We start from the raw sequence: 25,347 nt of genomic DNA, 5'->3' as shown, positions 1-25,347 counted from the left end.
TTGCCTGTAGCATGTATCACTTATGTTAAAAGAATTAATAGTTGCAATAAAAAACCCATAATAATTAGTAATTATTATGGGTTTCAGGATTTAATTTGTTAAAGGCAGAAACAACGCCCGTTATTTATTAATAAGTTCGCTGATGATGGGCCCGATAGTTTCAAAAGCGGAGGGAGAAATAATATCTACATGCGCGCACGACTGGCGATAAATAGCCAAAGACGCTATCCACGGCGACCAGCTCTGTTCAGGCGATACGCCTTCCGGCACCGTTTTATCCGCCACAAAGAGCGTAGCATGTCCATCAAACGGTACGCTATGCGCCGTCGTCAGCAATCGGACGGCATCCGCATAATTGCCTTCAATGGCGGTAAATAAGGCGTCGGAGGCATTTCCCTCCTGCGCGGCGACAAACGCAGCGCGTTCACGTTCAATTTCCGCCAATACGTCCGGATTGAGGCCATTCGCCTCTTTTTCCCGCCAGTTTTGCGTTTCCGGCGGCCAGGTGTCCAGTAACCCCAAAAACGCCACCGTTTCGCCGCGTGCGCGCAACCGGGCGGCGATCCCTTGCGCCAGCGTCCCGCCCAGCGAATAGCCTAATAAATAATAAGGGCCATGCGGCTGCCGGGCGAGCAATGTCGCCAGATGATGTTCACATACCTCATCAAGGGTGGTTGCGGTTTGCATAGGGCCAGCGGGGCGCGGCGACTGAATCCCCATAATCGACCACGACGGGCTGAGATAGCGTGATAATACGCTAAATTGCCAGGCGAACCCCGACGCCGGATGGAAACAAAATAACGTTGGACCATCGCTTTCACGCAGCGGCAACAGCGGCCCGAACCCCAGATTGCGCGAGCGTTCGTCATCGTCAGTATCGAGCAGCTTACTTAACTGCGCCACGTCAGACGCCACCATCACCTGCCCCGGCGTCACCTGGCGGTTAAACGTCTGACTTAGCTGCGCGGCCAGTTTCATCGCCAGCAGCGAATGTCCGCCCAGCGCAAAGAAATCACTTTCAACGTCGTTAATCTCACAGCCCAGCAGGCGGGAAAACGCCGCGGCGACAGCAATCTCCGTTGCGGACTGCGGCGCACGCCCTTTCACGCGCGGCGTCAGGTCCGGCAGCGGCAGGGCTTTACGATCCAGCTTGCCATTAGCGCTAAGCGGCAAGCTGGCAAGTTGCAACAGCACAACTGGCACCATATGCGCGGGAAGTTTTTGGCGTAATTTTTCCTGCAGCGCCGGTAAATCCAGCGGCAAACCGGAGTGCGACACCAGATAGCCGACCAGTTGCCGGGCATCCCCGCCCGTCGCCGCCGCCTGATTAAAGACGCAGGCATGTGCTACCGCCTGTTCAACATCCGGCAGCGTTTGCATGACGCGGTCAATCTCGCCCAGTTCAATACGTTGCCCCCGAATTTTGAGCTGATCGTCGCTGCGCCCCAGGTACTCCACCGCGCCGGAATCCAGCCAGCGCGCCACATCTCCGGTACGGTACATCCGTTCGCCTGGCGCAAAAGGATCGGCGATAAAACGGCTGGCGGTAAGATCCGGACGCCCCAGATAGCCCTGCGCCAGTTGGATACCGGTAAGATAGAGATCGCCAGCCACGCCCGGCGGCACCGGCTGCATATGCGCATCGAGAATACGTAAACCGGTATTCCAGACGGGATAACCAATCGGGATACTGTTGCCGTCAACAGCCGCCAGCTCATCGCCACAGGCCGGATACCAGCTCACATCCACCGCGGCCTCCGTTGGCCCGTATAGATTGTGTAGCGGCGCGTTGGTTAACGTCTCCCATTCGCGGCACAGCGCCGTCGGCAGGGCCTCGCCGCTACAGAAAACGCGCTTTAAGGAAGCGCAGCTTTTCCCAGCCGACGCTGGCGTGAGCGAGGCAATAAAGGCCGCCAGCATCGACGGCACAAAATGAGTGGTCGTGACGCCGTATTGCGCAAAGAACCGTTGCATCGCGAGCGGGTCGCGGTGCGCTTCCGGTTCAGCCATCACCAGTTTCGCCCCGGCGATAAACGGCCAGAAAAACTCCCATACTGAGACGTCAAAACTGCACGGCGTTTTTTGCGCTACTACATCATCCGCCGTCAACGGATAGTGATCCTGCATCCACAGCAGCCGGTTGACTATCGCCGTTTGTCCCACCATCACTCCTTTCGGCCTACCCGTCGAGCCAGAGGTGAAAATGATGTAAGCGGTATGATGCGGTAACGACAGCCCCAGCGGAGTGGCGTCACTGACCGGTAGCGGTTGGCTATAACACAAATATTCCATCCCCGGAATATCGTGAAAGCGCGCCAGCTGCGCCTGAGTCGTAATTAACAGTTTCGGCTGCGCATCTTCCAGCATCATTCGCAGCCGATCGTCAGGATAACCGGTATCCAGCGGCAGCCAGGCGGCGCCCGCCTCGACAATGCCATGCAGCGCTAAGGTCAGAAAAACCGACCGTGGCAACGCCACCGCCACGCTATCGCCAGGCTGAACGCCGCGTTCCCGCAGCGCATACGCCAGCGCCACAACCTGTTCGCGCATTTCACGGTAGGTAAAGTGATAATGCGCATCTGCCAACGCGGAAGCCTCTGGCGTTTTTTGCGCCTGCTGCGCCACCAAATCGCTAAGCGTGGCGGCGGGAATCGTTACCGCCGTATTATTAAGGTGTGCTAATTGCGTTTGTTCTTCCGCCAGCAGCATTTGCGCATCGCCGCAGCGCAGCGCCGGGTTATCCGCAAACTGCGTGATAAGCGCCATCAATCGTAAGGCATGGCGGGAGAGCGTGGCATCATCGTAACGCTGTGCATTCGCCAGCAATTCAATATCCAGACCGCCGTTTTCATCCGGAAAAAGCGCCAGTTCAAGATCGTTAACCGGCCCCGTCGCCAGGGTATGGGTTTGCGCCTGTATGCCAGGAAGATCCAGATAATAATCAAACATTTTTATGTTAAGCACCGGGCCAAATAGCGGCGTCTCCCCTGCGGCTCGCCCGCTATCGCGTACAATCTGTTCGGCGTCGTAACGCTGGTGGCGGCGCATCTTCTTTAACTGCGCCGCAAGACGCTTCGCCAGCGTTGGCAGATCTTCCGTCGCATAAAGGTTAACCGCCAGCGGCAACACGTTAAGGACAGGCCCGGTCGCCGTTAACGCCGCTGAGCCCATCCGCCGCATAAAGATAAATCCGGCGGCATAATCCATTCGCCCGCATAATCGTCCCAGCCACAACGTCACCAGCGCCAGGGCAAGATCCGCTCGCGGTATCTCAGGCATGTGCGCCGCCAGTTGGCGAAACGCCCCCGCCGGCGCGCTCAATTTCATACGCAGAACATCCGCGCTCGCCGACCGCCCCGGCAACGGCGCGGCAGAAATTGACGCTGGCGGCGGCAGCTCGCGGCGCTGCTGCGCCCAGAAGGCGCCGTCACGCTGCCAGGCCTCGCTCTGGTGATAGCGCTGATATTCCTCGACCACATCCGCAAAGGGGGTAAAAGGCGACTCCGGCGTAGGGGCGTCGCTCTGCCAGGCGCGATAAATCGCCGCAATCTGGCGGGTTATCGCCGGGAAGCTAAAGCCATCCACCAGCAAATGGTGATAGCGCTGATACCAATACCAGCGGGTATCATCAATGCGGATTAACTGGTGAAACGCCAGCGGCTTACCGCTATCTGCGCGCAGGTTTTGCCGTAAATCCGCCTGCATTAACGCCAGCGCCGCGTGATGCGGATCGGGATGGTCGCGTAAATCGGCAATCGGGGGCTCGCTGAAGGTGTGCTCAGGATCTATCCATTGCCAGACCTCGCCGTTCTCTTCGGTAAAACGCATCCGTAGCGTATCCGCCTGTTGCATCCCTACCGCTACCGCTTTTGCCAGCAAGGGGGCATCCAGCTCGCCATTCAGTTCCACGTAGTGCGCCACGCTCCAGGCGGAGGGTAAATCAGAGAGTTTTTCCGCCATCCAGATCCCCGGCTGAGCGGCGACTAACGGTAAACGCTGCGTCATTTCGCCTCCTGCTTATCGGCATAATGCGCCGGATTCAGTGTTGTCCAGCGCGTATTAAGCCACTGCTGGCACGCGTCCTGCGATTGCGGTTCGCATACCACGTCCCAGCCTGCGGGAAGCGCACATGCCGCTGGCCAAAGGCTGAATTGACGCTGCGCATTTTGCAGGATGTAAAACTGTCCCTGCGGATTATCGAAGGGATTACTGAACTCCATACTCAACTCCTGTCATGGACATGTGCCCGGTTAAAGCGTGTCGATAAGCGGCTGCCAAAGCAGCATCAGCCCTTGCGTTAGCCCGCCGCGCCAGCAAAGCGCATCGTGTCCGCCGTCAACCTGACGCCAGAAAATGGACTGCTGCGAGGTGTTCAGTTGGGCATAAAGCGCCTGATTTGCCTGAAACACGATCGGCTCACGCACGCCGGCTTCCAGTACGATACGCAGTCCGCGCGCGCATAATGCGCCGGTTTTCAGCCGGGTAATGACTTCCCCCTCCGGCGGGGTGATGCGATGAGGCCACCAGAACGATCCTGACTGGCTTAGTACACAGCCAAAACGCGTCGGCCAGTTCAGGCCGGCATACAGCGCCGACAGGCCGCCAAAACTCTGTCCGGCGACCACCGTTCGCCCGGCATCATCGCTAAAAGGCGTCACGGCTCTGACTTGCGGCAACAGTTCCTGCTGCACCGCCAGCCAGAAGTCGGCATTGCAGGGCAACTCCTGGCTGCGGTGGTGAGTATCAATCGCGTCAATCAGCAGGTAGACGGCACCGGGAAGCAGGCGTTGATGAGTCAGCGAGGCGAGCGCGGGCCAGACGGGCATATTTTCTGCCCAGAATTGACCGTCCAGCAGAATAGCCAACGGTCTTTCCTCCGGCGCCTCGTCTCCGGTCGTCAATATCCATACGCGGCGGGAGTTACCCAGACGTTCGCTATGCCACTGCATCATCAAAGGCGGCGAGTACGGCGTTTCAGGACGATCCCATCCCGGCTGAAGGGGCGCATCCGGCATTTCCAGCGCTGAAACCGCATGACCACGTCCTCCCCGCCAGCTTTGCGAATTAAGCGGGTCGGCAATCGCCTGCGGTAATAGCTGTCGCCAGCCTTCACGCAGCGCGTTCCGATCGGGCGTTTCGCCCGGCGCAAAAGCGGCAAAAACGTCATCTCGCTCGGTAGGAATAAAACAGTAGCTGCCGCGCCAGTTAGCGCTAAGCGCCGTGCTCCAGCGCCAGACATCCGTTCCGGCAATACGCGCCATCGTCTGAGGCTGCGCGTTTTGATGATGATCGGTTACGCCAGTGATGTAGACCCAGACACGCCGTATCGGGGAGTGTGTTTCGTTTCCCTGCGGGTCGCGCCACCAAAAAGTGACCCGATAATTTCCGTCTTTTTCCCGTATCCATTCCGGCCCGGTTTTCGTCCTCCACCAGGCCTCACTTCCCGTTGCCAGCGCCTCTTTCATTATAACCCTGTGTTTATTATGAATTTTGTATATAAAAGGTGAAATATATTGATAATATTATTGATAACTATTTGCATTTGCAATAGCGTATTGTCGCGCTATGGGACGCGCGAACACAATTTCACCACCCGGCCAATGCCTTTGACGGGCGCTTTGGCTTATGTGGCTAAAGAAAAGCAGGATATACAATGAACAAGAAGATTCATTCCCTGACCTTACTGGTCAATTTAGGGATTTACGGGGCCGCTCTGCCCGTGATGGCGGAAGACAAAACCGATAGCGCTGCGCTCACCAATGAAGACACCATCGTGGTGACCGCTGCCCAGCAAAACCTACAGGCGCCAGGCGTATCCACCATCACCGCCGATGAGATCCGCAAAAATCCGCCCGCGCGCGACGTGTCAGAAATCATCCGCACCATGCCGGGCGTGAACCTGACCGGCAACTCCACCAGCGGTCAGCGCGGGAATAATCGCCAAATCGATATTCGCGGCATGGGGCCGGAAAACACCCTTATCCTGATAGACGGTAAACCCGTCACCAGCCGTAACTCGGTGCGCCTGGGCTGGCGCGGCGAACGCGATACCCGCGGCGATACCGCGTGGGTGCCGCCGGAGATGATCGAACGCATTGAAGTGCTGCGTGGCCCTGCCGCCGCACGCTACGGTAACGGCGCGGCGGGTGGCGTGGTCAATATCATTACCAAAAAAGGCGGTAGCGAGTGGCACGGTTCCTGGAATACCTATTTCAACGCGCCGGAACATAAAGACGAAGGTGCGACCAAACGCACTAACTTTAGCCTGAACGGCCCGCTGGGCGGGGATTTCAGCTTCCGTCTGTATGGCAACCTCGACAAAACGCAGGCGGATGCGCGTAATATTAACCAGGGGCATCAGTCTGAACGTACCGGGAGTTACGCCGACACGCTACCGGCAGGACGCGAGGGGGTCATTAACAAAGATATCAACGGCGTGGTTCGTTGGGATTTTGCTCCGCTTCAGTCTCTGGAGCTGGAGGCCGGTTACAGTCGCCAGGGCAACCTCTATGCCGGTGATACTCAGAACACCAATACGAACCAACTGGTGAAAGATAATTACGGAAAAGAGACGAACCGCCTCTATCGGCAGAACTACTCTCTGACCTGGAACGGCGGCTGGAATAATGGCGTAACCATCAGTAACTGGGTGCAATACGAACATACCCGTAACTCCCGGATGCCGGAAGGCCTGGCAGGCGGCACCGAAGGAATTTTCGATCCCAAAGCATCGCAAAAATATGCCGATGCCGATTTGAATGACGTCACCCTACACAGCGAAGTGAGCCTTCCTTTCGATCTGCTGGTCAATCAAAACCTGACGCTGGGTACCGAATGGGCCCAACAGCGTATGAAAGACGAGCTCTCCAACTCGCAAACCTTTATGGGGGGAAATATCCCGGGTTACAGCAGTACCAATCGTAGCCCCTATTCAAAAGCGGAAATTTTCTCTCTGTTTGCTGAAAACAACATGGAACTGACCGACAGCACCATGCTGACGCCGGGGCTACGTTTCGATCATCACAGTATTGTGGGGGATAACTGGAGCCCGTCGCTGAACCTGTCACAAGGTCTGGGGGATGACTTTACCCTGAAAATGGGGATCGCCCGCGCTTATAAAGCCCCGAGTCTGTACCAGACTAACCCAAACTATATTTTGTATAGCAAAGGTCAGGGTTGCTACGCGACTGGCGCGGGTACCGGCATCGGCTGCTATATGATGGGTAACGATGATCTGAAAGCCGAAACCAGCATCAATAAAGAGATCGGTCTGGAATTTAAACGCGATGGCTGGCTGGCCGGCATCACCTGGTTCCGCAATGATTACCGCAATAAGATTGAAGCGGGTACGGTGCCGTTGCAGCGTATCAACAACGGCAAAACGGATGTTTATCAGTGGGAGAACGTGCCGAAAGCGGTCGTTGAAGGTCTGGAAGGCACGTTAAACGTACCGGTTAGCGACACCGTCAACTGGACGAATAACGTTACGTATATGCTGCAGAGCAAAAACAAAGAGACCGGCGAACGCCTGTCGATTATTCCACAGTACACGCTTAACTCAACCCTGAGCTGGCAGGTACGTCAGGACGTTTCTCTGCAATCGACCTTCACCTGGTACGGCAAACAAGAGCCGAAGAAATATGATTATCAGGGTAACCCCGTTACCGGAACAGATAAGCAAGCGGTCAGCCCATACAGTATTGTTGGCCTGAGCGCGACCTGGGACGTGACCAAAAATGTCAGCCTGACCGGTGGCGTGGATAACCTCTTTGACAAACGTCTGTGGCGTGAAGGTAACGCGCAAACCGTCAGGGATACGCAAACTGGCGCTTATATGGCGGGTGCTGGCGCGTACACCTATAACGAACCGGGACGTACGTGGTATATGAGCATTAATACCCATTTCTGATGGCAACCTTCCCTCCCTCATTCGGGGAGGGAATTAGCAAAAAACGATGCGGACATCTCATTTTCCTCTTCCCTTTGCCGGACGCAGGCTGCATATCGTCGACTTTGATGCGAGTAGCTTTCACGAACACGACCTGCTATGGCTACCTCATCACGATCGGCTCCGGTCTGCCGGACGCAAGCGTAAAGCTGAACATCTGGCAGGCCGCATCGCCGCCGTTCATGCGCTACGCGAGGTGGGCGTCAGGACAGTGCCCGGTATTGGCGAGAAGCGACAGCCGCTATGGCCGGACGGCCTATTTGGCAGCATCAGCCACTGTGCGACAACGGCGCTGGCCGTCATATCCCGACAGCGTATCGGCATTGATATAGAAAAAATCATGAGTCAGCACACGGCGACAGAGCTGGCGCCGTCCATTATTGATAGCGATGAGCGCCAAATTCTCCAGGCGAGCTCGCTCCCTTTTCCGCTTGCCCTGACGCTGGCTTTCTCCGCCAAAGAGAGCGTTTATAAAGCCTTTTCAGACCGCGTCACGCTCCCGGGATTCAATAGCGCAAAAGTTACCTCGCTTACCGCCACGCACATCTCGTTACATCTGCTGCCAGCCTTTGCCGCCACGATGGCTGAACGTACCGTCCGTACAGAATGGTTTCAACGTGGCAATAGCGTTATTACTCTTGTTTCTGCAATAACGCGCTTTCCCCACGACAGGAGCGCTCCCGCTTCTATACTTAGCGCAATACACCGATAAATGAGATCGCTATGGCGCTGAATGATTTTCACGTTTCTGAACCTTATACGCTTGGTATTGAGCTGGAGATGCAGGTGATCAATCCACCTGGCTACGATTTAAGCCAGGACTCTTCTACGCTGATCGACACCGTTAAGCCCCAACTTACTGCGGGAGAAATTAAGCACGATATCACCGAAAGTATGCTGGAGATGGCCACGGGCGTCTGCCGCGATATTGACCAGGCGGCGGCCCAACTTTCTGCCATGCAGCACGTTATTTTACAGGCGGCGTCGGAACACCATCTTGGCATTTGCGGCGGCGGTACGCACCCTTTTCAAAAATGGCAGCGTCAGGAGGTCTGTGATAATGAGCGCTATCAACGCACGCTGGAAAATTTCGGCTATTTAATTCAACAGGCGACGGTTTTCGGTCAGCATGTCCACGTCGGCTGCGCGAACGGCGACGATGCGATTTATCTTTTACACGGGCTGTCGCATTTTGTGCCGCACTTTATTGCGCTCTCCGCCGCGTCCCCCTATATGCAAGGATCTGACACCCGTTTTGCCTGCGCGCGCCTGAATATTTTTTCCGCTTTTCCCGATAACGGTCCCATGCCGTGGGTCAGTAACTGGCAAGAGTTTGCCGGACTATTTCGCCGTCTGTCTTACACCACGATGATCGACAGCATCAAAGATTTGCACTGGGATATCCGCCCCAGCCCGGCCTTTGGCACGGTAGAAGTTCGGGTGATGGATACGCCGCTCACCCTTGATCATGCCATCAATATGGCAGGGTTGATTCAGGCGACCGCGCACTGGCTGCTGACCGAGCGTCCCTTTAAACCGCAGGAACAAGACTATCTGTTATATAAATTCAACCGTTTTCAGGCTTGCCGCTATGGTCTGGAGGGCGTGCTAACCGATGTCTATACCGGCGACCGCCGTCGCCTGGCAGATGATACGCTGCGTCTGCTGGACAACGTTACCCCCTCTGCGCGCAAGCTGGGCGCAGACAGCGCCATTGACGCGCTACGTCTGCAGGTGAAAAAAGGCGGTAACGAAGCGCAATATATGCGGGAGTTTATTGCCGACGGCGGATCGCTGATAGGTCTGGTACAAAAACATTGTGAAATCTGGGCGGGACAATAGACAGCATATTTGCCTTACCAGGCGATATCCCGGACAATGGCGTTTTAACTTACGTTTAACAAAGCCATGAAACACCCGCTTGAATCATTGATGACCGCTGCCGGTATTTTGCTGATGGCGTTGCTCTCCAGCCTGCTGCTGCCCGCCCCTTCGCTCGGCCTTGCGCTGGCGCAAAAACTGGTCGGGATCTTTCATCTTATGGATCTCAACCAGCTTTATACTTTGTTGTTTTGTTTATGGTTTCTGTTGCTCGGCGCGCTGGAATATTATGTTATTCGCTTTATCTGGCGGCGCTGGTTTTCGCTGGCCGATTAAACATTTCAATGCGTACGGCCATGCTTTTCTTTACGATAAGCGCCTGGCGGCAGGTTGAACGTGCGGGTAAAAATGCGCGTAAAGGTTTGCTGCGAATCAAAACCATACTTGAGACAAATATCATACACCTTCTGGTCGGTGTCGAGCAGGTCGCGCGCCGCCAGTTTTAGCTTCCGTTCACGCACGTAGCGCCCCAGACTCTCCCCTTTGTACTGCATAAAAAGGCGCTGCAGGTGCCACTTGGAATACCCCGCATGACGGGCAATATCATCAATACGTAACGGCTGATTCAAATTATCATCAATCCACTCGACAATCGTGTCGATAACCTGAGCGGAAATGGTCATCGTGCTCTCCCCTCTATCAAACTCGTCAGCGGCTCCCGCACCGCACATTTACGGCAACAGCAATAAGCATAGTAATAACCACATAAATTGTGAGACGGCTTATCGCATGGCCTGCAATATGCTTTTCTACCACTTCATGCGGCAGCCCTTGATTATGAGTGAGTAAGCACTCATTATAAAAAGCAAAGATACGCCGTCAAGGTACTTTTCAAAGGTTGACATTCACCGTTGCGACGCGACAACGGGCATGATTCAATCATGTTTTTACAGGCATAAGGGTAACGTGTAGTGGCTCGTCCGAAGAGTGAAGACAAAAAACAAGCATTACTGGAAGCGGCAACCCAGGCGATAGCGCAATCCGGTATCGCCGCCTCAACGGCGGTGATTGCGCGTAACGCAGGTGTTGCAGAAGGAACATTGTTTCGCTATTTCGCGACCAAAGATGAGCTGATTAACACGTTGTATTTGCATTTAAAGCAGGATCTCTGCCAGTCAATGATAATGGAGCTGGATCGATCCATTACCGATGCCAAAATGATGACTCGTTTTATCTGGAACAGTTACATCAGTTGGGGTCTGAACCATCCCGCGCGCCATCGGGCGATCCGTCAACTGGCCGTCAGCGAAAAGCTCACCAAAGAGACGGAACAACGGGCCGACGATATGTTCCCCGAATTGCGCGATTTATGTCATCGTTCCGTTTTGATGGTGTTTATGTCGGATGAGTACCGCGCCTTCGGCGACGGCCTTTTTCTGGCGCTGGCTGAAACAACAATGGATTTCGCCGCGCGCGATCCCGCTCGCGCTGGCGAATATATTGCGCTGGGATTCGAAGCCATGTGGCGCGCGCTGACTCGCGAGGAGCAATAATGGACGGTCAAACACTGCACGCCTGTGCAAAACGCTTTGCGCTGGAACTGCCTTTTACCGAACACTGCTGGCCTTTCGGCCCACAGTACGATGTGTTTAAAGTCGGCGGCAAAATATTCATGCTGTTCACTGAACATCACTGTCGCCCAGTAGTGAACCTGAAGTCGGATCCCCAAAAATCCCTGGTAAATCAACAAATTTACCCCAGCATTGCGCCTGGCTATCACATGAATAAGAAACACTGGATTTCAGTCTATGCGGGCGAGGATATCACCGTCTCGCTACTCAACGATTTGATAAATGACTCATGGAATCTGGTCGTAGACGGGCTGCCTAAAAGAGAGCAACTGCGCCTGCGGCCGCGCTGATGCAATAACCGTTTCCGCATTTTCCTCCCTTATCTTTTTACCGATAACCCGGTACCCTGCTGATACAAAAGGGTACTAAACCAACCAGGAGCATTTATGGATATCGTTTCTGTCGCCTTACAGCGCTACTCCACTAAGGCGTTCGATCCCAGCAAAAAACTGACCGCCGAAGAAGCGGATAAAATAAAAACACTACTACAGTACAGCCCCTCCAGCACCAATTCCCAGCCGTGGCACTTTATTGTCGCCAGTACGGAAGAAGGCAAAGCGCGCGTAGCAAAATCCGCTGCCGGAAACTACACGTTCAACGAACGCAAAATGCTGGACGCCTCCCATGTGGTGGTCTTCTGCGCCAAAACCGCAATGGATGACGCATGGCTTGAGCGCGTCGTCGATCAGGAAGATGCTGATGGCCGTTTCGCTACGCCGGAAGCTAAAGCGGCAAATGATAAAGGTCGCCGCTTTTTCGCCGATATGCACCGCGTCTCGCTGAAAGATGACCACCAGTGGATGGCGAAACAGGTTTATCTGAACGTCGGCAACTTTCTGCTGGGCGTCGCCGCGATGGGTCTCGACGCCGTCCCCATTGAAGGTTTCGACGCCGAGGTGCTCGACGCTGAATTTGGTCTGAAAGAAAAAGGCTATACCAGTCTGGTCGTGGTGCCGGTCGGCCATCATAGCGTCGAGGATTTCAACGCCGGGCTGCCGAAATCACGTCTGCCGCTTGAAACCACACTGACGGAAGTTTAATCCCCTGCCTAAGCCGGACGCCCGTCCGGCTTTTTTCACCTTTCTGCCAGGTTCCCCAATGATCAATAGCGCGAAGTGCCAAGTTTTACATCGCTAGTGTTAACTTTCTCTTTCAACCTATTGAAAATAAATAATATTTAAAACTGGCACGCCGTTTGCCATATCTGGATACCCCCTATCTGGATGAAGGAGAAAACGGGTGAGACATGTTTATGTAGCCAGCCATGGCCCTTTTGCCCGCGGACTTATTAACAGTCTATCGCTGCTGATTGGCGACGAACACGGCGTGACACCGGTTTGCGCCTACGATGGCGATATTGTCACCACGGAGCAGCTTGAACAAACCCTCGAAAATCTGATCGCGCAGGCCAACGGCGAAGAAGTGGTGGTGTTTACCGATCTGCTCGGCGGCAGCATCAACAATAGCGCCGCGAAAGTGCTGATGCGTCACCGTCACGTTTTTGTGGTGGCTGGCGTCAACATGACCCTGCTGCTGGAGTTTTTACTCTGTGAAGAAGAAAGCACAGACGCGGCCATTACCTACGCCACCAATGCGGCGCGTGAATCCATTGTCTTTATCAACACGCTAATAACACAACCATCCTCTGACCTACAGGGAGAATCCCATGATCAAATTAGTGCGCATTGATTACCGCCTGCTGCACGGCCAGGTGGTCTTCGCCTGGACCCGGGCGCTGGATATCGACCATATCATCGTCGCTAACGCCAACGCCGCCGGCGACGCGTTTGTCTCTATGTCATTAAGTCTGGCAAAACCCGCTGGCGTGTCGCTGGACATTATCACGGTGGAACAGGCGGCGGAAAAACTCGCCAGCGGCAAGCTGGATCACAAAAAAGTGATGGTGGTGCTGGGAAATACCGCCGAAACCCTCGCCTTCGCCGAGAAAGTGCCAGGGATTAGCGTTATCAACTACGGCGGTATCGCGCAAAAAGAGGGCGCGCAGCAGTTCGGCAAAGCCATATACCTGACCGAGCAGGAGATTGCCGATAGCCAGGCGCTAAAAGCCAAAGGCATCCGTCTGGAAATGCGCCAGGTTCCGGCCCATTCCGCCGAATTGCTTAACGATAAACTCTGAACCCGGAGGTCACTATGTTGCTCACCGCAACGCTGCTCGGCCTGATTGCCGCACTGGGCATTCTTGACGGGCGTTTACTCGGCGTGTCGATGATTGACCGTCCGCTGGTGATGTGCGCCCTCACCGGTCTGGTCTGCGGCAATTTACACGAAGGCATTCTGATCGGCGCGACGCTGGAACTGATCTTTTTAGGTAATGTCGCTATCGGCGCCGCGGTACCGCCTGATGTCGTCACCGGTTCGGTACTGGCGACCGCGTTTTCTATTATGTCCGGGCGCGGGCCCGAAGCGGCGCTGACCATCGCGATTCCTATCTCTATGCTGGCGCAGACCCTCGGCGTCCTGGTGCGCGTGGTTAACGCCCGCTTTGGCCACATGGCCGATCGTTATGCGGCGCAGGGTAATACCCAGATGGTTGCCGTTATGCACCTGGGAGGCCCAACGCTGCTCTATTTTCTAAGCGGTTTTCTGCCGGTCTTTTTCGCCATTTTGCTCGGTTCTGCCGCCGTCACCTGGTTCCTCGACGCCATTCCCGCCTTTATTACCAATGGCCTGGTTGTCGCCAGTAAGATTTTGCCGGCGCTGGGTTTCGCGTTGCTGATCAGCATGATGCTTAGCAGCAAATTAATACCTTACCTTGGGCTGGGCTTTCTGATCGCCGCATATACCAAACTGGACATCATCGCCATCGCGCTGTTTGCCGTGGTGTTGGCTTTCATTATCAGCCAGTTTCTTAACACATCCCAACAGGAGGGCTAATCATGAGTGAAGTGACGCAGACCCTGATCGACGACGCACAGGCTCACTCGCAAAGCGAAAGCCGCATCACCGCCCGCGATTTACGCAGCGTGTTCTGGCGCTCCTTTACGTTGCAAGGATCGTGGAACTATGAACGCCAGCAGCATATGGGCTATGCCTTCGCTATGTCGCCAGCGCTAAAGCGTATCTACCAGGACCCCGCCGAACTGGGGCGCGCCTTACAGCGCCATCTGGTGCTGTTTAATACCACGCCGCATCTGTCAACGTTTGTCTTTGGCCTGTCGATTGCGATGGAGGAGGAAAATCAACGCAACCCGGACTTTAACGAAGAGTCGATCAATGCCGTTAAAACCAGCCTGATGGGGCCGCTGGCCGGGATCGGCGATTCCATCTTTTGGGGATCGCTGAAAGTTATCGCCGCCGGGATGGGGATCTACTTTGCCCAGCAGGGCAGCATTCTGGGGCCGATTCTCGCTCTACTGGTCTATAACATTCCGCACATCCTCTGCCGCTGGTACGCCCTCAAACTGGGCTACCGGGCGGGGACCACCTGGCTGATGCGCCTCTGGCAAAGCGGGCTGATGGACAGGGTGACTTATATCGCGTCAATCGTCGGGTTGATGGTCGTCGGCGCCATGACCGCCAGCATGATCGACATTACAACCCCGCTGAGCTTTACCGCCGGGCAGACTACCATGAAAGTGCAGGATTTTATTGACAAAATCCTCCCTTCCCTGCTGCCGCTGCTCTTCACGCTTGGCATGTACAAACTTATCCGTAAGGGCGTGAACATTAACTGGATCCTGTTAGGCACCGTCGCGTTTGGGCTTCTTGCCAGCGCGCTGGGCCTGCTTTGACGAGAGGTAACACTATGCAAGTAGAAGACTATATGAACGAGACTCCCCTTCGCCTGCTGGAGATGCTGACGCAGACGCGGGAAGATCTCTGGCGCGCGGCGCAGGCGCTAACGGAACGCGGCGTCACCCGCATTATGCTGACAGGCTCCGGCACGTCATACCACGGCGCGTTGACCGCTCGCGCGTTTATGCAGCGCTGGTGCGCATTGCCGGTGGATGTCTGCTGGCCGTTTATGCTTGACGACGAGACGCTTGCCCGCAGCGGCAAGGCGCTGGTTGTCGGCATCTCCCAGGGCGGCGGCAGCCTCTCAACGCTGGCGGCGATGGAGCGCGCCCGCAATGTTGGTCATATCACCGCCTCAATGGCTGGCGTGGCGCCTGCGACTATCGACCGGGCGGCGGATTATATCCTTACCGTTCCCTGCGGCGAAGAAACCGCTGGCGCGAAAACAAAAGGCTATCACTGCACGGTTCTCAATTTGATGCTGCTGGCGCTCGCCGTCGCCGGGCAGCAACAGCGGCTGGACGGCGAACAGCGCCGGTCACTGCTGCTGCGGATGGAAAAGACCTTTAACCACCTGCCCGCGCTGATTACCGCCTCGCAGGCGTGGGCGCAAACCAATGCGCTGGCGCTGCGCGATAGCGCAGATATTCGTCTGACCGGCCCGGCAACGCTGTTCGGTACGGTGCAGGAGGGTGCGCTCAAGATGCTGGAGACGTTGCGCTGCCCGGTGTCGGGCTACGAATTCGAGGAGTTTATTCACGGTATTTACAATGCCTTTAATGCGCAATCCGCACTCATTATGCTCGACCCGCAGCCTGACGCGCGTCAGGATCGGCTGGCGCAAATACTCGGTGAGTGGACGCCGTCTATTTACCGCATCGGCCCGCAGGTAGAAAATAATGGTCTGAATCTGAATTTCCCGTTTGTCAATGATGAGGACTTTGCCGTCTTTGAATATATCATTCCGCTACAAATGCTATGCGCGATATTACCCCCGCAAAAAGGCATTAATCCGGCGATACCCAAAGATCCGCAATTCCATCAAAAAATGAAAAGTAAGCAAGAAATTTAATTTTTATTAATGCTCGTTATTATCCGCGCTGTTGCGGAGGACGCGCTACACGCTAAGGAGATAAATATGTCTGTTGCTCATGAAAATGCCCGCCGTATTATTAGCGATATTTTAGGTAAACAAAACATTGAACGTGTCTGGTTTGTCGGCTGCGGCGGTTCATTAACCGGCTTCTGGCCAGGGAAATACTTTCTGGACTGTGAAGCGTCAAAACTGGCTGTCGGTTATATCACCAGTAATGAATTTGTCCACGCCACGCCAAAAGCATTAGGAAAAAATAGCGTCGTTATTCTCGCCTCGCAGCAGGGCAATACGGTGGAAACCGTCGCAGCCGCCCGCGTGGCGCGTGAAAAAGGAGCGGCGACCATCGGTCTGGTTTACCAAACTGACACGCCGTTGTGCGAATACAGCGACTACATCATTGAATATCAGTGGGCGCGTTATCCGGAAACGGTCGACCCTGCACAACAAAAAGCCGCATACAGCCTGTGGCTGGCGCTGGAAATTCTCGCCCAAACAGAGGGCTATGCGCAATACGATGAGTTAGTCAGCGCGTTTGGGCGCTTTAGCGACGTTGTTCACGGCGCCCAACGGCAGGTACAAGAAGATGCTCAGCGTTTCGCCGCCGAATGGAAGGATGAGAAGGTGGTCTATATGATGGGCAGCGGCCCCTCTTTCGGCGCCGCGCATCAAGAGTCTATCTGTATTCTGCTGGAAATGCAGTGGATCAACTCCGCCAGCATACATAGCGGAGAGTATTTCCACGGACCGTTCGAAATCACCGAGCCGGGCACGCCGTTTATATTGCTGCAAAGCAGTGGTCGCACTCGCCCGCTGGACGATCGTGCGATTCGCTTTATTGAACGCTATCAGGGAAAACTGCAGTTGATCGATACGGATAAACTCGGCATTCAGGATCTGCCCACCGACGTTGGCGAATACTTCTGCGGTCTGTTGCACAACTGTGTGCTGGACGTTTATAACCTCGCTCTGGCGACAGCCCGTAACCACCCACTGACCACCCGCCGGTATATGTGGAAAGTTGAATATTAATAGTTATGCCGGATGGCGGCTTCGCTTTATCCAGCCTACAAAGCGATCTGTAGGCCTGATAAGCGTAGCGCCATCAGGCCTTTCTTCTGCGGGGCGCTAGCGCCCCTTTTTTCCTGAACTACCGCGGCTACCAGCGAAAATCCTCTATCCGTAATTCGAAAATATCGTGGATATAGCCAATTTCCGCTACCGGCAGCGCCACGTTATAAAGAATTTTCAATCGCTGAAACGAATGATTTACCATCACGATAAATTCACCATGCCGCTCGTTAAATTCCGTCATGTTTTTATAGTGGGTAATTTCATTGCGCATGACCAGTCGCTCAATCATACAGCTCAAATGAACATATAAACTAATAATCAAATTATTATTAAAGCTGAAGCCCAGCGTATTTTGCCATTCGGCAATAATCGTTTCGATATGCCCTATCGTCTTATTGGCATTGAGAATGGTCAGCGAATTAACCACATTATGCAACGAAAATTCGCGAACCATATTTTTATTAATTAACGCAATTTGTTTATCGTTAAGATAACCGCTTAATAACTGACTTAAATGCGCATACCCCTGCTCGCCAAGCAGCTCTTCAATCCCCACCCAGGGAACGCCCGCCAGCTGCGGGTCAATGGTGCCGACAACCGCAATCACTTCATACTGATTCAGCAACGAGGCCGCCATCCGGCTGTTTTTCAGACGGGTATATTCACAGGCGATAATATTAATATCAAAGTCGGTCAACTGACTTTTTTCCATCAAATTTTTAAATTTAAACGCCGTCCCGATGCCGGTAATACAGGTCACCAGCAGCGCGCGCGCTTTTTTCTGCGCGGGCCAGAAGACATCCCAGCGCGACTGATTTAACGGGACGATCTCTTCGGCGATCTGTTCGATGTTTTTTTGCAGCGCGATCTCGCTGGCCACGTTCAGCGCCAGACGCGTCGTAACGTTATCGACCACCACCAGCGGGCCATGAATTACGCTCAAAAGCGCATCGGCGATCTCTTTGGTGTATCCCATATCGATCAGCACCATGACGCCTGCGCGGGTATCCGTATGCTGGAGATAATCGACAATGGCCCGGCTGACATCGCTAAACGCGACCTCCATCGGCATATCCATCGCATGATAAATCTTTTCGCCAATCAGACGGTTCGCCACGCCTGCAATGCTGCTGGCGGTCGAATAACCATGCGCGATGATCAGCGCTTTTACCTTACCGCCGCTGGTGGCGTCAATGGCATTACTGACGATGGCCGCCACGACCAGTCTGTCGAGCGTGTCGATTAACAAATCATATTTATTATTTACCACGTCCAGCAGTTTTTGCGCCACACGCTGCGCCAGCCCCGGCGCCTCCTCCAGCCAGCGCAGCATCACATGGCGAACCGATGGCGACGCCTCCACCGGCGTTAACGGCAGGCTGGTAAGGTAACGTCCAGTGAGATAAGCGAATTCCGCATTCAGTTCGAGATCGTAATGTGCAGCGATCGCTTTCCCGACATCTTCGATAAAACGCAGCCGCTTGTCCTGACGAGCGCGAGGGCTCTCTTTATTCATTAAGGCATCGAGATATAACGTGAGGTTTTGATAGACCAGCTTGTCAAACGTCCGTGCGGAAATATTCTCCTGCGCCAGCTCTTCGCACAGGCCGCAAATGTTTTCCGTCAACCGTAAATATTCCTGATGCTGACCGGAAACTCGCGGAAAAACGCCACCTTCGCGATAAATCATGACGCGTTCCGCCGTCTGCGGAACGGTAAAGGGCACCTCCATCAGCAGACGATCCGGCAGTTGCCCGGCTTTTACTTCCAGTACCCCATCGTCACGCTGGCCGAAAGTCCAGGCGCTGGCGCAAATATTACGAATGAGATTTTCCAGGCCGCCGACATTCCCTTCCAGGGTCTCCTGCATCAGTTGGCTGATAATTTCACTATCCAGCGACAAATCGTGATGAAGACGCTGCGCCTCGCGACGAAAAAAATGGTGAATAAACGCCAGCCGCTCATATTGTCCGCGTTCGGCGATAGGCAGAATTTTGACAATGACCGGTATCCGGCGAATAAATGTCGCCAGAAAGTGCTTTTCCAGATCTTCGGTAGAGGCGAATATCAGACGTACCGTGGCGCTGCGTTCATCGCTGCTTTCGCCTAAGCGACGCCAGGTGCCGTTATCCATAAAATGGAACAGTTTTTCCTGCCCTTCCGGCGGTAGACGGTGCACTTCATCGATAAACAATACGCCGCCATTACTGGTCTCAATTAACCCGGATACCGCTCTGTCTGCGCCGGTAAAAGCACCTTTAGCATGACCAAATAATTTTGACGTCAGCAATTCCGGGTTATTAGCGTATTCGGCGCAGTTAAACACGGTAAAGGGCGCCTCCGGGGGCAAAATGCCCTGCTCGATGGCATACTGCCAAAGTTGACGCGCCAAAAAACTTTTTCCTGTCCCCGTCGGGCCGCGCAGCAGCAAAGGCAAGCCCGCGCCGGGATAACTGATCGCCGCCTTACACTGACGCAGGGACTCCTGCAAGCTGCCCTGTGCGCCAATGAGCAGCTCCAGACTGTCCTGCCGCTCCGCGCACAGCGCCTGAATGGACGCGTAATCCCCCTGCCGAACCGCCAACCGGTGGTGACGACGTAGCGCCTCGACGGGCAGGAACAGCACCGGGCGGCTATTCACTTTGACCACCCGCTGCTCACGATGCAAGTTATTAAGATGGTGACTAATAATGCTGCGTTTTTGCCTGAGACTGTCGGCAATCGCCATTGCGCTAAACCCGCTTAACGCGTCGGCTGTTAGTGAACATCCGGCCAGCCGTAGCTCCAACTGACGAAATATGGACTCTTTATTCATACCTGCGCCCCGCCAAAAACGTAAACTCCGCTTATACGATAATTTACAAACGACGTCACAGGCTTCACCCACATTTTTGAAAATACTTACTTTTTATAAAACTTACCGTTGCGCTTTCGGCTCATCGTGTCACGAACGAACGGGGTTGGCCCTCCCTGGCGTGTCATCAAAATTGGGCGCTAAACCCAACGTTATAACGGGTTTGATTGCCATCGCTTAACCCTGCCGTTTGCGCCAGCCCGGCGAAAGCGGACACCGTTGCCGACAGCGGAAAATCTGCGCCAATCGCGATATCAACCCAGTTTTTATCCTGCGCTTTTCCGTCGCGGCTAAACGTCAGCGCGGTCGATTTAAGGCCGCCGTTCGCCACATACGTATCATCGCCAAACTGACGGCGATAATTAATCTGCGCCCAGGAGTGAATGATGCTGTGGCGGAGATCCAGACGCCAACCCGCGCTACCCACCTGCGAATGGGCGTTTTGGTCGCCAAAACGCATTGATGTACTGGTATTGAGCTTCTCGCTATAACCATTAACGTGGCTGTAATCCCATGCATATTGCAGCATCGGTCCGGTCGTTAACCACGGCATCATGACAAAATCATAACCACTGGTTAACCTCGCGCCCCACAGCCTACCGTTGGTTTCGCCCTCTTCCACCCGTCTTAGCGCACCGAGCGTGATACTGCGCTGAATGTTACTGAATTTAGCGGACAGGTAGTGTAAATCGCTATCCAGCCACGCCTGACCGGCGCGTAAATGGCTGAATACGGCGGCCTGAAAACCACGGGCGTCATAACGATAATTATCGTCAGGATGTTGCTTATCCAGAGAACCAGCTATCAGCCCTCCCAGCAGTACCTGCTCGTTAAGCTGATAATCGACGCCAACCGTCAGATTATTATGATTACCGTTCCCGTCGGCCTCATTATTATCATAACGTTGATATCCCCCGCTGTATCCGCCGAACATACCCAGCGAACCAACAGGATTTTCCCCCTGGCGAAGCTGCTGATAACGGCTGTCAAGCGTGGTACGACTGCCTTGCGCCATCGACTGAACGCTTTGGTTCAGGTATGTCGCCTGTACCGGCGCGGCAATGATCGACTGGATATATTGCGCAATAATGGTATGGACCTGCGGACCGGGATGTAAATGATCGGCAAACAGATAGTCCTGCGACGCATTAAATCCAGGCATTGCCGAGGAGCACGCCGAAGCGGATACGCCCGGCGGGCAGGCCATGCCTACGGTATTTGTCAGACCAAACGCCTGCGGGTTGGCAAGAATTTCCTTAAAGAGGCCGTTGATATCGGCACGGGCTATATTGCCGCCGTGTTGCTCCAGCCCCTTCTCTTCCATCTGATTATAATAATCGGTCAGAGCTGACGCCTGCCCTGCCGCCTTTTCATAGCCCGCCAGCAGTTGCTCAACGAGCAGTTGCTGAATAAACGGATTGCTGCTTACCGTTGCAGCCGCCGCCAGCAACGCCTTGCGGATCGCCTGTTGCCGACTGGCGAAATCGGGCGTAGCTCCCTCCGCCAGCGCCTCTAACGCCGCTTTTAGCGCCGGGGGCGCCGCTGCGCCCAGCCCGGCGGTGATTACCGCCTCCAGAAGCATTGGCGTCGCACTAATATCCGGTACGTTTGGCGCCACGACCAGCCCGGCGCCGGCATCCAGTAACATCCCTACCTGCTCCGCCGCGCTAGTGGCGCTATTACCGGCTATTTGCTGTGCCATGGCAGGTCGCGCGATGGCCGCCGCCAGATCGTTTCCGCCTACCCAGTGAATATACAAACCGTTGTGGTCGGCTTTTCCCCCCGTTTTGGCAAGCCACTGCCGTACCTGATCCGCGGTATTATCCTGCGGGTTTAATTCCGGGGTCGCCGTCGCGCCGCCGGCGGCATAATTAGAGCCGCCATTGCTGGAAGGGCTTAATTCCAGCCCATATCGTTCGGCCAACTGTTCGTCGTAGAGCTTATTTTGACCACTATCCCAGGTCCAGCGACCGTTATTCCCGGTATCGCTAAGGCTATCGCCAATTACCGTAAGAGAATCAAACGCACAGGCAGATAATGGCGCGGCCAGCGCCAGCGAGAGTATGCCGTATTTTAGCAGGGTACGCTTTTGGGTCATCCGATGTTCCTTAATGTTATTGTTGATAGATACGACAGTGCTAATCATTATCCGACAGAGATATTGCAATCGTTTTAAACATTCTGGTTAAAAAGTTTTCATCCATTGTTGACGTACTGGCGCCTGTTCAAAAAGAGGGAACCGCGTAAAATAACGACGTTTATAGGGCGCTGGATAAAATATAGCGTATGGATAGCCCCAGAGGCGCTTTTACCCGTCTGTTGCTGATTATGTCTGAAGCGCAGGCGTCCTGATTTGCATAAATGCCATTCAGCAGTCATCATAGGCTGCTGTTTATAAAGGAGAGATTATGCAGGAATTGATATCCCGGGTAGAAGATTTAGCGGGAATTGAAATGAATCACACCACGTCGCTGGTGGTGATATTTGGTATTATTTTTCTGACAGCAGTTGTCGTGCATATTATTTTGCACTGGATAGTACTGCGCGCTTTCGAAAAACGTGCCAGCGCCAGTTCCCGCCTGTGGCTGCAAATTATTACCCAGAATAAATTATTCCATCGTCTGGCTTTTACGCTGCAAGGCATCATTGTCAATATTCAGGCCGCGCTCTGGCTACAAAAAGGCAGTGAGGCTGCGGATATCCTGACGACCTGCGCGCAGTTATGGATTATGACCTACGCCCTGCTGTCGTTATTTTCTCTGCTGGACGTGATTTTCAATCTATCGCAAAAATGGCCCGCCGCCTCTCAGTTACCGCTAAAAGGAATATTTCAGGGTATTAAGCTCATCGGCGCAATTATCGTCGGCATTCTGATGATCTCACTGCTGATTGGCCAGTCACCAGCAATTTTAATCAGCGGGCTGGGCGCGATGGCCGCGGTATTAATGCTGGTCTTTAAAGACCCGATTCTTGGCCTGGTTGCCGGTATCCAGCTTTCCGCCAACGATATGCTCAAACTGGGCGACTGGCTGGAGATGCCAAAATATGGCGCAGATGGCGCGGTCATTGATATTGGCTTAACCACGGTAAAAGTACGCAACTGGGATAATACCATCACCACCATTCCCACCTGGTCACTGGTTTCCGACTCGTTCAAAAACTGGAGCGGCATGTCTGCGTCCGGCGGACGCCGGATTAAACGCAGTATTAATATTGACGCGACCAGTATCCATTTTCTGGATGATGATGAAAAACAGCGGCTGTTAACCGCGCAACTGTTAAAGCCGTACCTTACCAGCCGTCATCAGGAAATCGATGAATGGAATAAACAACTGGATGCGCCGGAATCAGCCTTAAATCACCGCCGAATGACCAATATCGGGACATTTCGCGCCTATCTGAACGAATATTTACGCCACCATCCGCGCATCCGTAAAGATATGACGCTGATGGTACGCCAACTGGCGCCTGACGATCATGGTTTGCCGATAGAGATCTACGCCTTTACCAATACCGTCGTGTGGCTGGAATATGAGAGCATTCAGGCCGATATTTTCGACCATATTTTTGCCGTGGTGGAAGAGTTTGGCTTGCGTATTCATCAGACGCCGACCGGCAGCGATATTCGCGCGCTGTCAGGGACATTGCGGCATTAATGGATTGCCCGATCGCATGAGCATAGGATCGGGCAAAAAAGTTAATGAGCCTTACGGCGCAAAACTGTAAACGCGATAAACAGGAATACAATCCATACCGGCAGCAAAATCGCCGACAATCGCATATCGTCCATCGTACACATTAACACCAGAATCAGCGCCAGAAACGCAATGCACAAATAGTTTCCGGCGGGATAGAACAGCGCCTTAAATTGCGTCTCGCGCCCTTTACGACGCATCGCCGCGCGAAAACGTAAATGCGCGAGACAGATCATTATCCAGTTTAGCAATAGCGTCGCGACAACCAGCGCCATCAACAGGCTAAACGCTTTTTGCGGCAACAGATAGTTGATCAGCACCACCAGCGAGGTAATCGCTCCGGAAAGTATCAGCGAGTTCACCGGCACGCCGCGATGGCTGACGCGGGTTAAAAATTTCGGCGCATTGCCTTGTACGGACAGGCCGAACAGCATTCGGCTGTTCGAATAAACGCCGCTGTTATACACCGAAAGCGACGCGACCAGAATAACGAAATTCAGCGCCGAAGCCACCACATTACTGTCCAGGTTATGGAAGATCATCACAAAAGGGCTGCTATTGGATTTCACCTCTACCCACGGATAGAGCGCCAGCAACACCACCAGCGAACCAATGTAGAACAGCAAAATACGGTATACCACCTGATTCACCGCTTTCGGGATGCTTTTTTGCGGATCGCGCGCTTCCGCCGCAGTAATGCCGATCAGCTCCAGTCCGCCAAAAGAAAACATAATCACCGCCAGCGACAGAAGCAAACCATGCCAACCGGTAGCGAAGAAACCGTTATAACGCCAGAGGTTATCAATACTGGCATGTTCGCCGCCGTGGCCGGAGAACAGCAGCCACAGACCAAAACCTATCATGCCGATAATCGCCAGCACTTTAATGAGCGCGAACCAGAATTCCGTTTCGCCATACAGACGAACGTTCACCAGATTTACGGCATTAATGATAATAAAAAACGCCGCCGCCCAAATCCATGTTGGTACGTCAGGCAGCCAGTACTGCATATAGATGCCCGCCGCGGTCAGCTCCGCCATCCCGACCAGCACAAACATGACCCAATAGTTCCAGCCCGACAAAAAGCCCGCAAACGGCCCCCAATATTTCCAGGCGAAGTGGGCAAACGATCCGGAAACCGGCTCTTCCACGACCATTTCACCCAACTGGCGCATAATGAGAAAAGCGATAATCCCGGCAACGCCATAGCCCAACAAAACAGCCGGCCCCGCCATTTGAATCGCCGGGCCGATGCCCAGAAACAGTCCGGTGCCAATGGCGCCGCCCAGCGCAATTAGCTGAATATGGCGGTTTTGCAACCCCCGCTGAAGCGTCGGTTCATTCTTCGACGCGGCATCCGACACGCTGGCGCCGGATGCAGTTGACGCGTTTTTCACGTCCTACCCCTGTATCGTTTTTATTGAGGGGCACCTTTTAACATTTCGCTCTCGCTGCCGCAAGGCGCAATCGTTTGT

General features: G+C 54.2%; 21 protein-coding genes. 14 read left to right on the top strand and 7 right to left on the bottom strand.

Annotation, left to right across the window (positions count from 1 at the left end; genetic code table 11):
• Positions 1-120 precede the first annotated feature (120 nt).
• Genes entF through fes form a run of 3 tightly spaced genes read right to left on the bottom strand, consistent with a single transcriptional unit; the run spans position 121 to position 5,465 of the window.
• Positions 121-4,005: an enterobactin non-ribosomal peptide synthetase EntF gene (gene entF, locus NA986_RS12020; protein WP_070793905.1), complete on the bottom strand. Its 3,885-nt coding sequence runs from the start codon at positions 4,003-4,005 to the stop codon at positions 121-123.
• Complete coding sequence (locus NA986_RS12015; protein WP_000396006.1) at positions 4,002-4,220, bottom strand: MbtH family protein; 219 nt, start codon at positions 4,218-4,220, stop codon at positions 4,002-4,004. The genes entF and NA986_RS12015 overlap by 4 nt, the downstream gene beginning before the upstream one ends.
• 30 nt (positions 4,221-4,250) lie before the next feature.
• Positions 4,251-5,465 carry an enterochelin esterase gene (gene fes / locus NA986_RS12010; protein ID WP_023215928.1) on the bottom strand — a complete coding sequence of 405 codons (1,215 nt, stop codon included), beginning with the start codon at positions 5,463-5,465 and terminating at the stop codon, positions 4,251-4,253.
• Between the two features lie 188 nt (positions 5,466-5,653).
• On the opposite strand from fes, the gene NA986_RS12005 reads away from it, so the two are divergent.
• The 4 genes from NA986_RS12005 (at position 5,654) to NA986_RS11990 (ending at position 10,105) form a co-directional block, all read left to right on the top strand.
• On the top strand, positions 5,654-7,909 hold the full coding sequence (locus NA986_RS12005) for a TonB-dependent siderophore receptor (RefSeq protein WP_070793904.1): 2,256 nt from the start codon (positions 5,654-5,656) through the stop codon (positions 7,907-7,909).
• Between the two features lie 46 nt (positions 7,910-7,955).
• A complete protein-coding gene (gene entD, locus NA986_RS12000) occupies positions 7,956-8,660 on the top strand; it encodes an enterobactin synthase subunit EntD (RefSeq protein ID WP_023216273.1) in 705 nt (234 codons plus the stop codon).
• An 11-nt stretch (positions 8,661-8,671) separates the two neighbouring features.
• A complete protein-coding gene (locus NA986_RS11995) occupies positions 8,672-9,790 on the top strand; it encodes a YbdK family carboxylate-amine ligase (protein WP_001196918.1) in 1,119 nt (372 codons plus the stop codon).
• A gap of 66 nt (positions 9,791-9,856) precedes the next feature.
• Positions 9,857-10,105, top strand: coding sequence for a DUF1158 family protein (locus NA986_RS11990; RefSeq protein ID WP_000682497.1), 249 nt, complete (start codon positions 9,857-9,859; stop codon positions 10,103-10,105).
• Positions 10,106-10,110: 5 nt separating this feature from the next.
• On the opposite strand, the gene NA986_RS11985 is transcribed toward NA986_RS11990, so the two are convergent.
• Complete coding sequence (locus tag NA986_RS11985) at positions 10,111-10,452, bottom strand: RamA family antibiotic efflux transcriptional regulator (RefSeq protein WP_000155631.1); 342 nt, start codon at positions 10,450-10,452, stop codon at positions 10,111-10,113.
• A 288-nt stretch (positions 10,453-10,740) separates the two neighbouring features.
• On the opposite strand from NA986_RS11985, the gene NA986_RS11980 reads away from it, so the two are divergent.
• The 9 genes from NA986_RS11980 to NA986_RS11940 all read left to right on the top strand — a co-directional run bounded on the left by NA986_RS11980 (position 10,741) and on the right by NA986_RS11940 (position 17,281).
• A complete protein-coding gene (locus NA986_RS11980; RefSeq protein ID WP_000113609.1) occupies positions 10,741-11,322 on the top strand; it encodes a TetR/AcrR family transcriptional regulator in 582 nt (193 codons plus the stop codon).
• Positions 11,322-11,690, top strand: coding sequence for an MmcQ/YjbR family DNA-binding protein (locus tag NA986_RS11975; protein WP_000348989.1), 369 nt, complete (start codon positions 11,322-11,324; stop codon positions 11,688-11,690). The genes NA986_RS11980 and NA986_RS11975 overlap by 1 nt, the downstream gene beginning before the upstream one ends.
• 96 nt (positions 11,691-11,786) lie before the next feature.
• Positions 11,787-12,440, top strand: coding sequence for an oxygen-insensitive NAD(P)H nitroreductase (gene nfsB, locus NA986_RS11970; RefSeq protein WP_000355879.1), 654 nt, complete (start codon positions 11,787-11,789; stop codon positions 12,438-12,440).
• A 199-nt stretch (positions 12,441-12,639) separates the two neighbouring features.
• The gene (locus NA986_RS11965; protein ID WP_023216271.1) at positions 12,640-13,089 is read left to right on the top strand and encodes a PTS sugar transporter subunit IIA; all 450 of its coding nucleotides are present in this window, start codon (positions 12,640-12,642) and stop codon (positions 13,087-13,089) included.
• Positions 13,067-13,537 carry a PTS sugar transporter subunit IIB gene (locus NA986_RS11960; protein ID WP_000594175.1) on the top strand — a complete coding sequence of 157 codons (471 nt, stop codon included), beginning with the start codon at positions 13,067-13,069 and terminating at the stop codon, positions 13,535-13,537. Before NA986_RS11965 ends, NA986_RS11960 begins: the two co-directional genes overlap by 23 nt.
• Positions 13,538-13,551: 14 nt before the next feature.
• Positions 13,552-14,295, top strand: coding sequence for a PTS mannose/fructose/sorbose/N-acetylgalactosamine transporter subunit IIC (locus NA986_RS11955; protein ID WP_439039723.1), 744 nt, complete (start codon positions 13,552-13,554; stop codon positions 14,293-14,295).
• Positions 14,296-14,297: 2 nt separating this feature from the next.
• Entirely contained in the window at positions 14,298-15,152 is an 855-nt protein-coding gene (locus tag NA986_RS11950; protein WP_000005802.1) for a PTS system mannose/fructose/sorbose family transporter subunit IID, read from the top strand.
• Positions 15,153-15,184: 32 nt separating this feature from the next.
• Positions 15,185-16,228, top strand: coding sequence for a glutamine--fructose-6-phosphate aminotransferase (locus tag NA986_RS11945; protein WP_077957194.1), 1,044 nt, complete (start codon positions 15,185-15,187; stop codon positions 16,226-16,228).
• 66 nt (positions 16,229-16,294) lie between these two features.
• Positions 16,295-17,281 carry an SIS domain-containing protein gene (locus NA986_RS11940; protein ID WP_023216269.1) on the top strand — a complete coding sequence of 329 codons (987 nt, stop codon included), beginning with the start codon at positions 16,295-16,297 and terminating at the stop codon, positions 17,279-17,281.
• Between the two features lie 127 nt (positions 17,282-17,408).
• Here NA986_RS11940 and NA986_RS11935 read toward each other — a convergent pair whose 3' ends face one another.
• Both NA986_RS11935 and NA986_RS11930 read right to left on the bottom strand, forming a co-directional pair.
• Positions 17,409-20,138 (bottom strand): sigma 54-interacting transcriptional regulator, encoded by a 2,730-nt coding sequence (locus NA986_RS11935; RefSeq protein WP_017441638.1) that lies wholly within the window; start codon positions 20,136-20,138, stop codon positions 17,409-17,411.
• 166 nt (positions 20,139-20,304) lie between these two features.
• The gene (locus NA986_RS11930) at positions 20,305-22,275 is read right to left on the bottom strand and encodes an autotransporter domain-containing esterase (protein WP_023216268.1); all 1,971 of its coding nucleotides are present in this window, start codon (positions 22,273-22,275) and stop codon (positions 20,305-20,307) included.
• A gap of 310 nt (positions 22,276-22,585) precedes the next feature.
• On the opposite strand from NA986_RS11930, the gene NA986_RS11925 reads away from it, so the two are divergent.
• A complete protein-coding gene (locus NA986_RS11925) occupies positions 22,586-23,833 on the top strand; it encodes a mechanosensitive ion channel family protein (RefSeq protein ID WP_001156978.1) in 1,248 nt (415 codons plus the stop codon).
• 41 nt (positions 23,834-23,874) lie between these two features.
• On the opposite strand, the gene pheP is transcribed toward NA986_RS11925, so the two are convergent.
• Entirely contained in the window at positions 23,875-25,269 is a 1,395-nt protein-coding gene (pheP, locus tag NA986_RS11920; RefSeq protein WP_000786283.1) for a phenylalanine transporter, read from the bottom strand.
• Positions 25,270-25,347 lie beyond the last annotated feature (78 nt).

Source organism: Salmonella sp. NW177 (assembly GCF_051811585.1).
Lineage (GTDB): Bacteria > Pseudomonadota > Gammaproteobacteria > Enterobacterales > Enterobacteriaceae > Salmonella > Salmonella enterica.
This window is presented reverse-complemented; position numbering and strand designations above follow the sequence as displayed.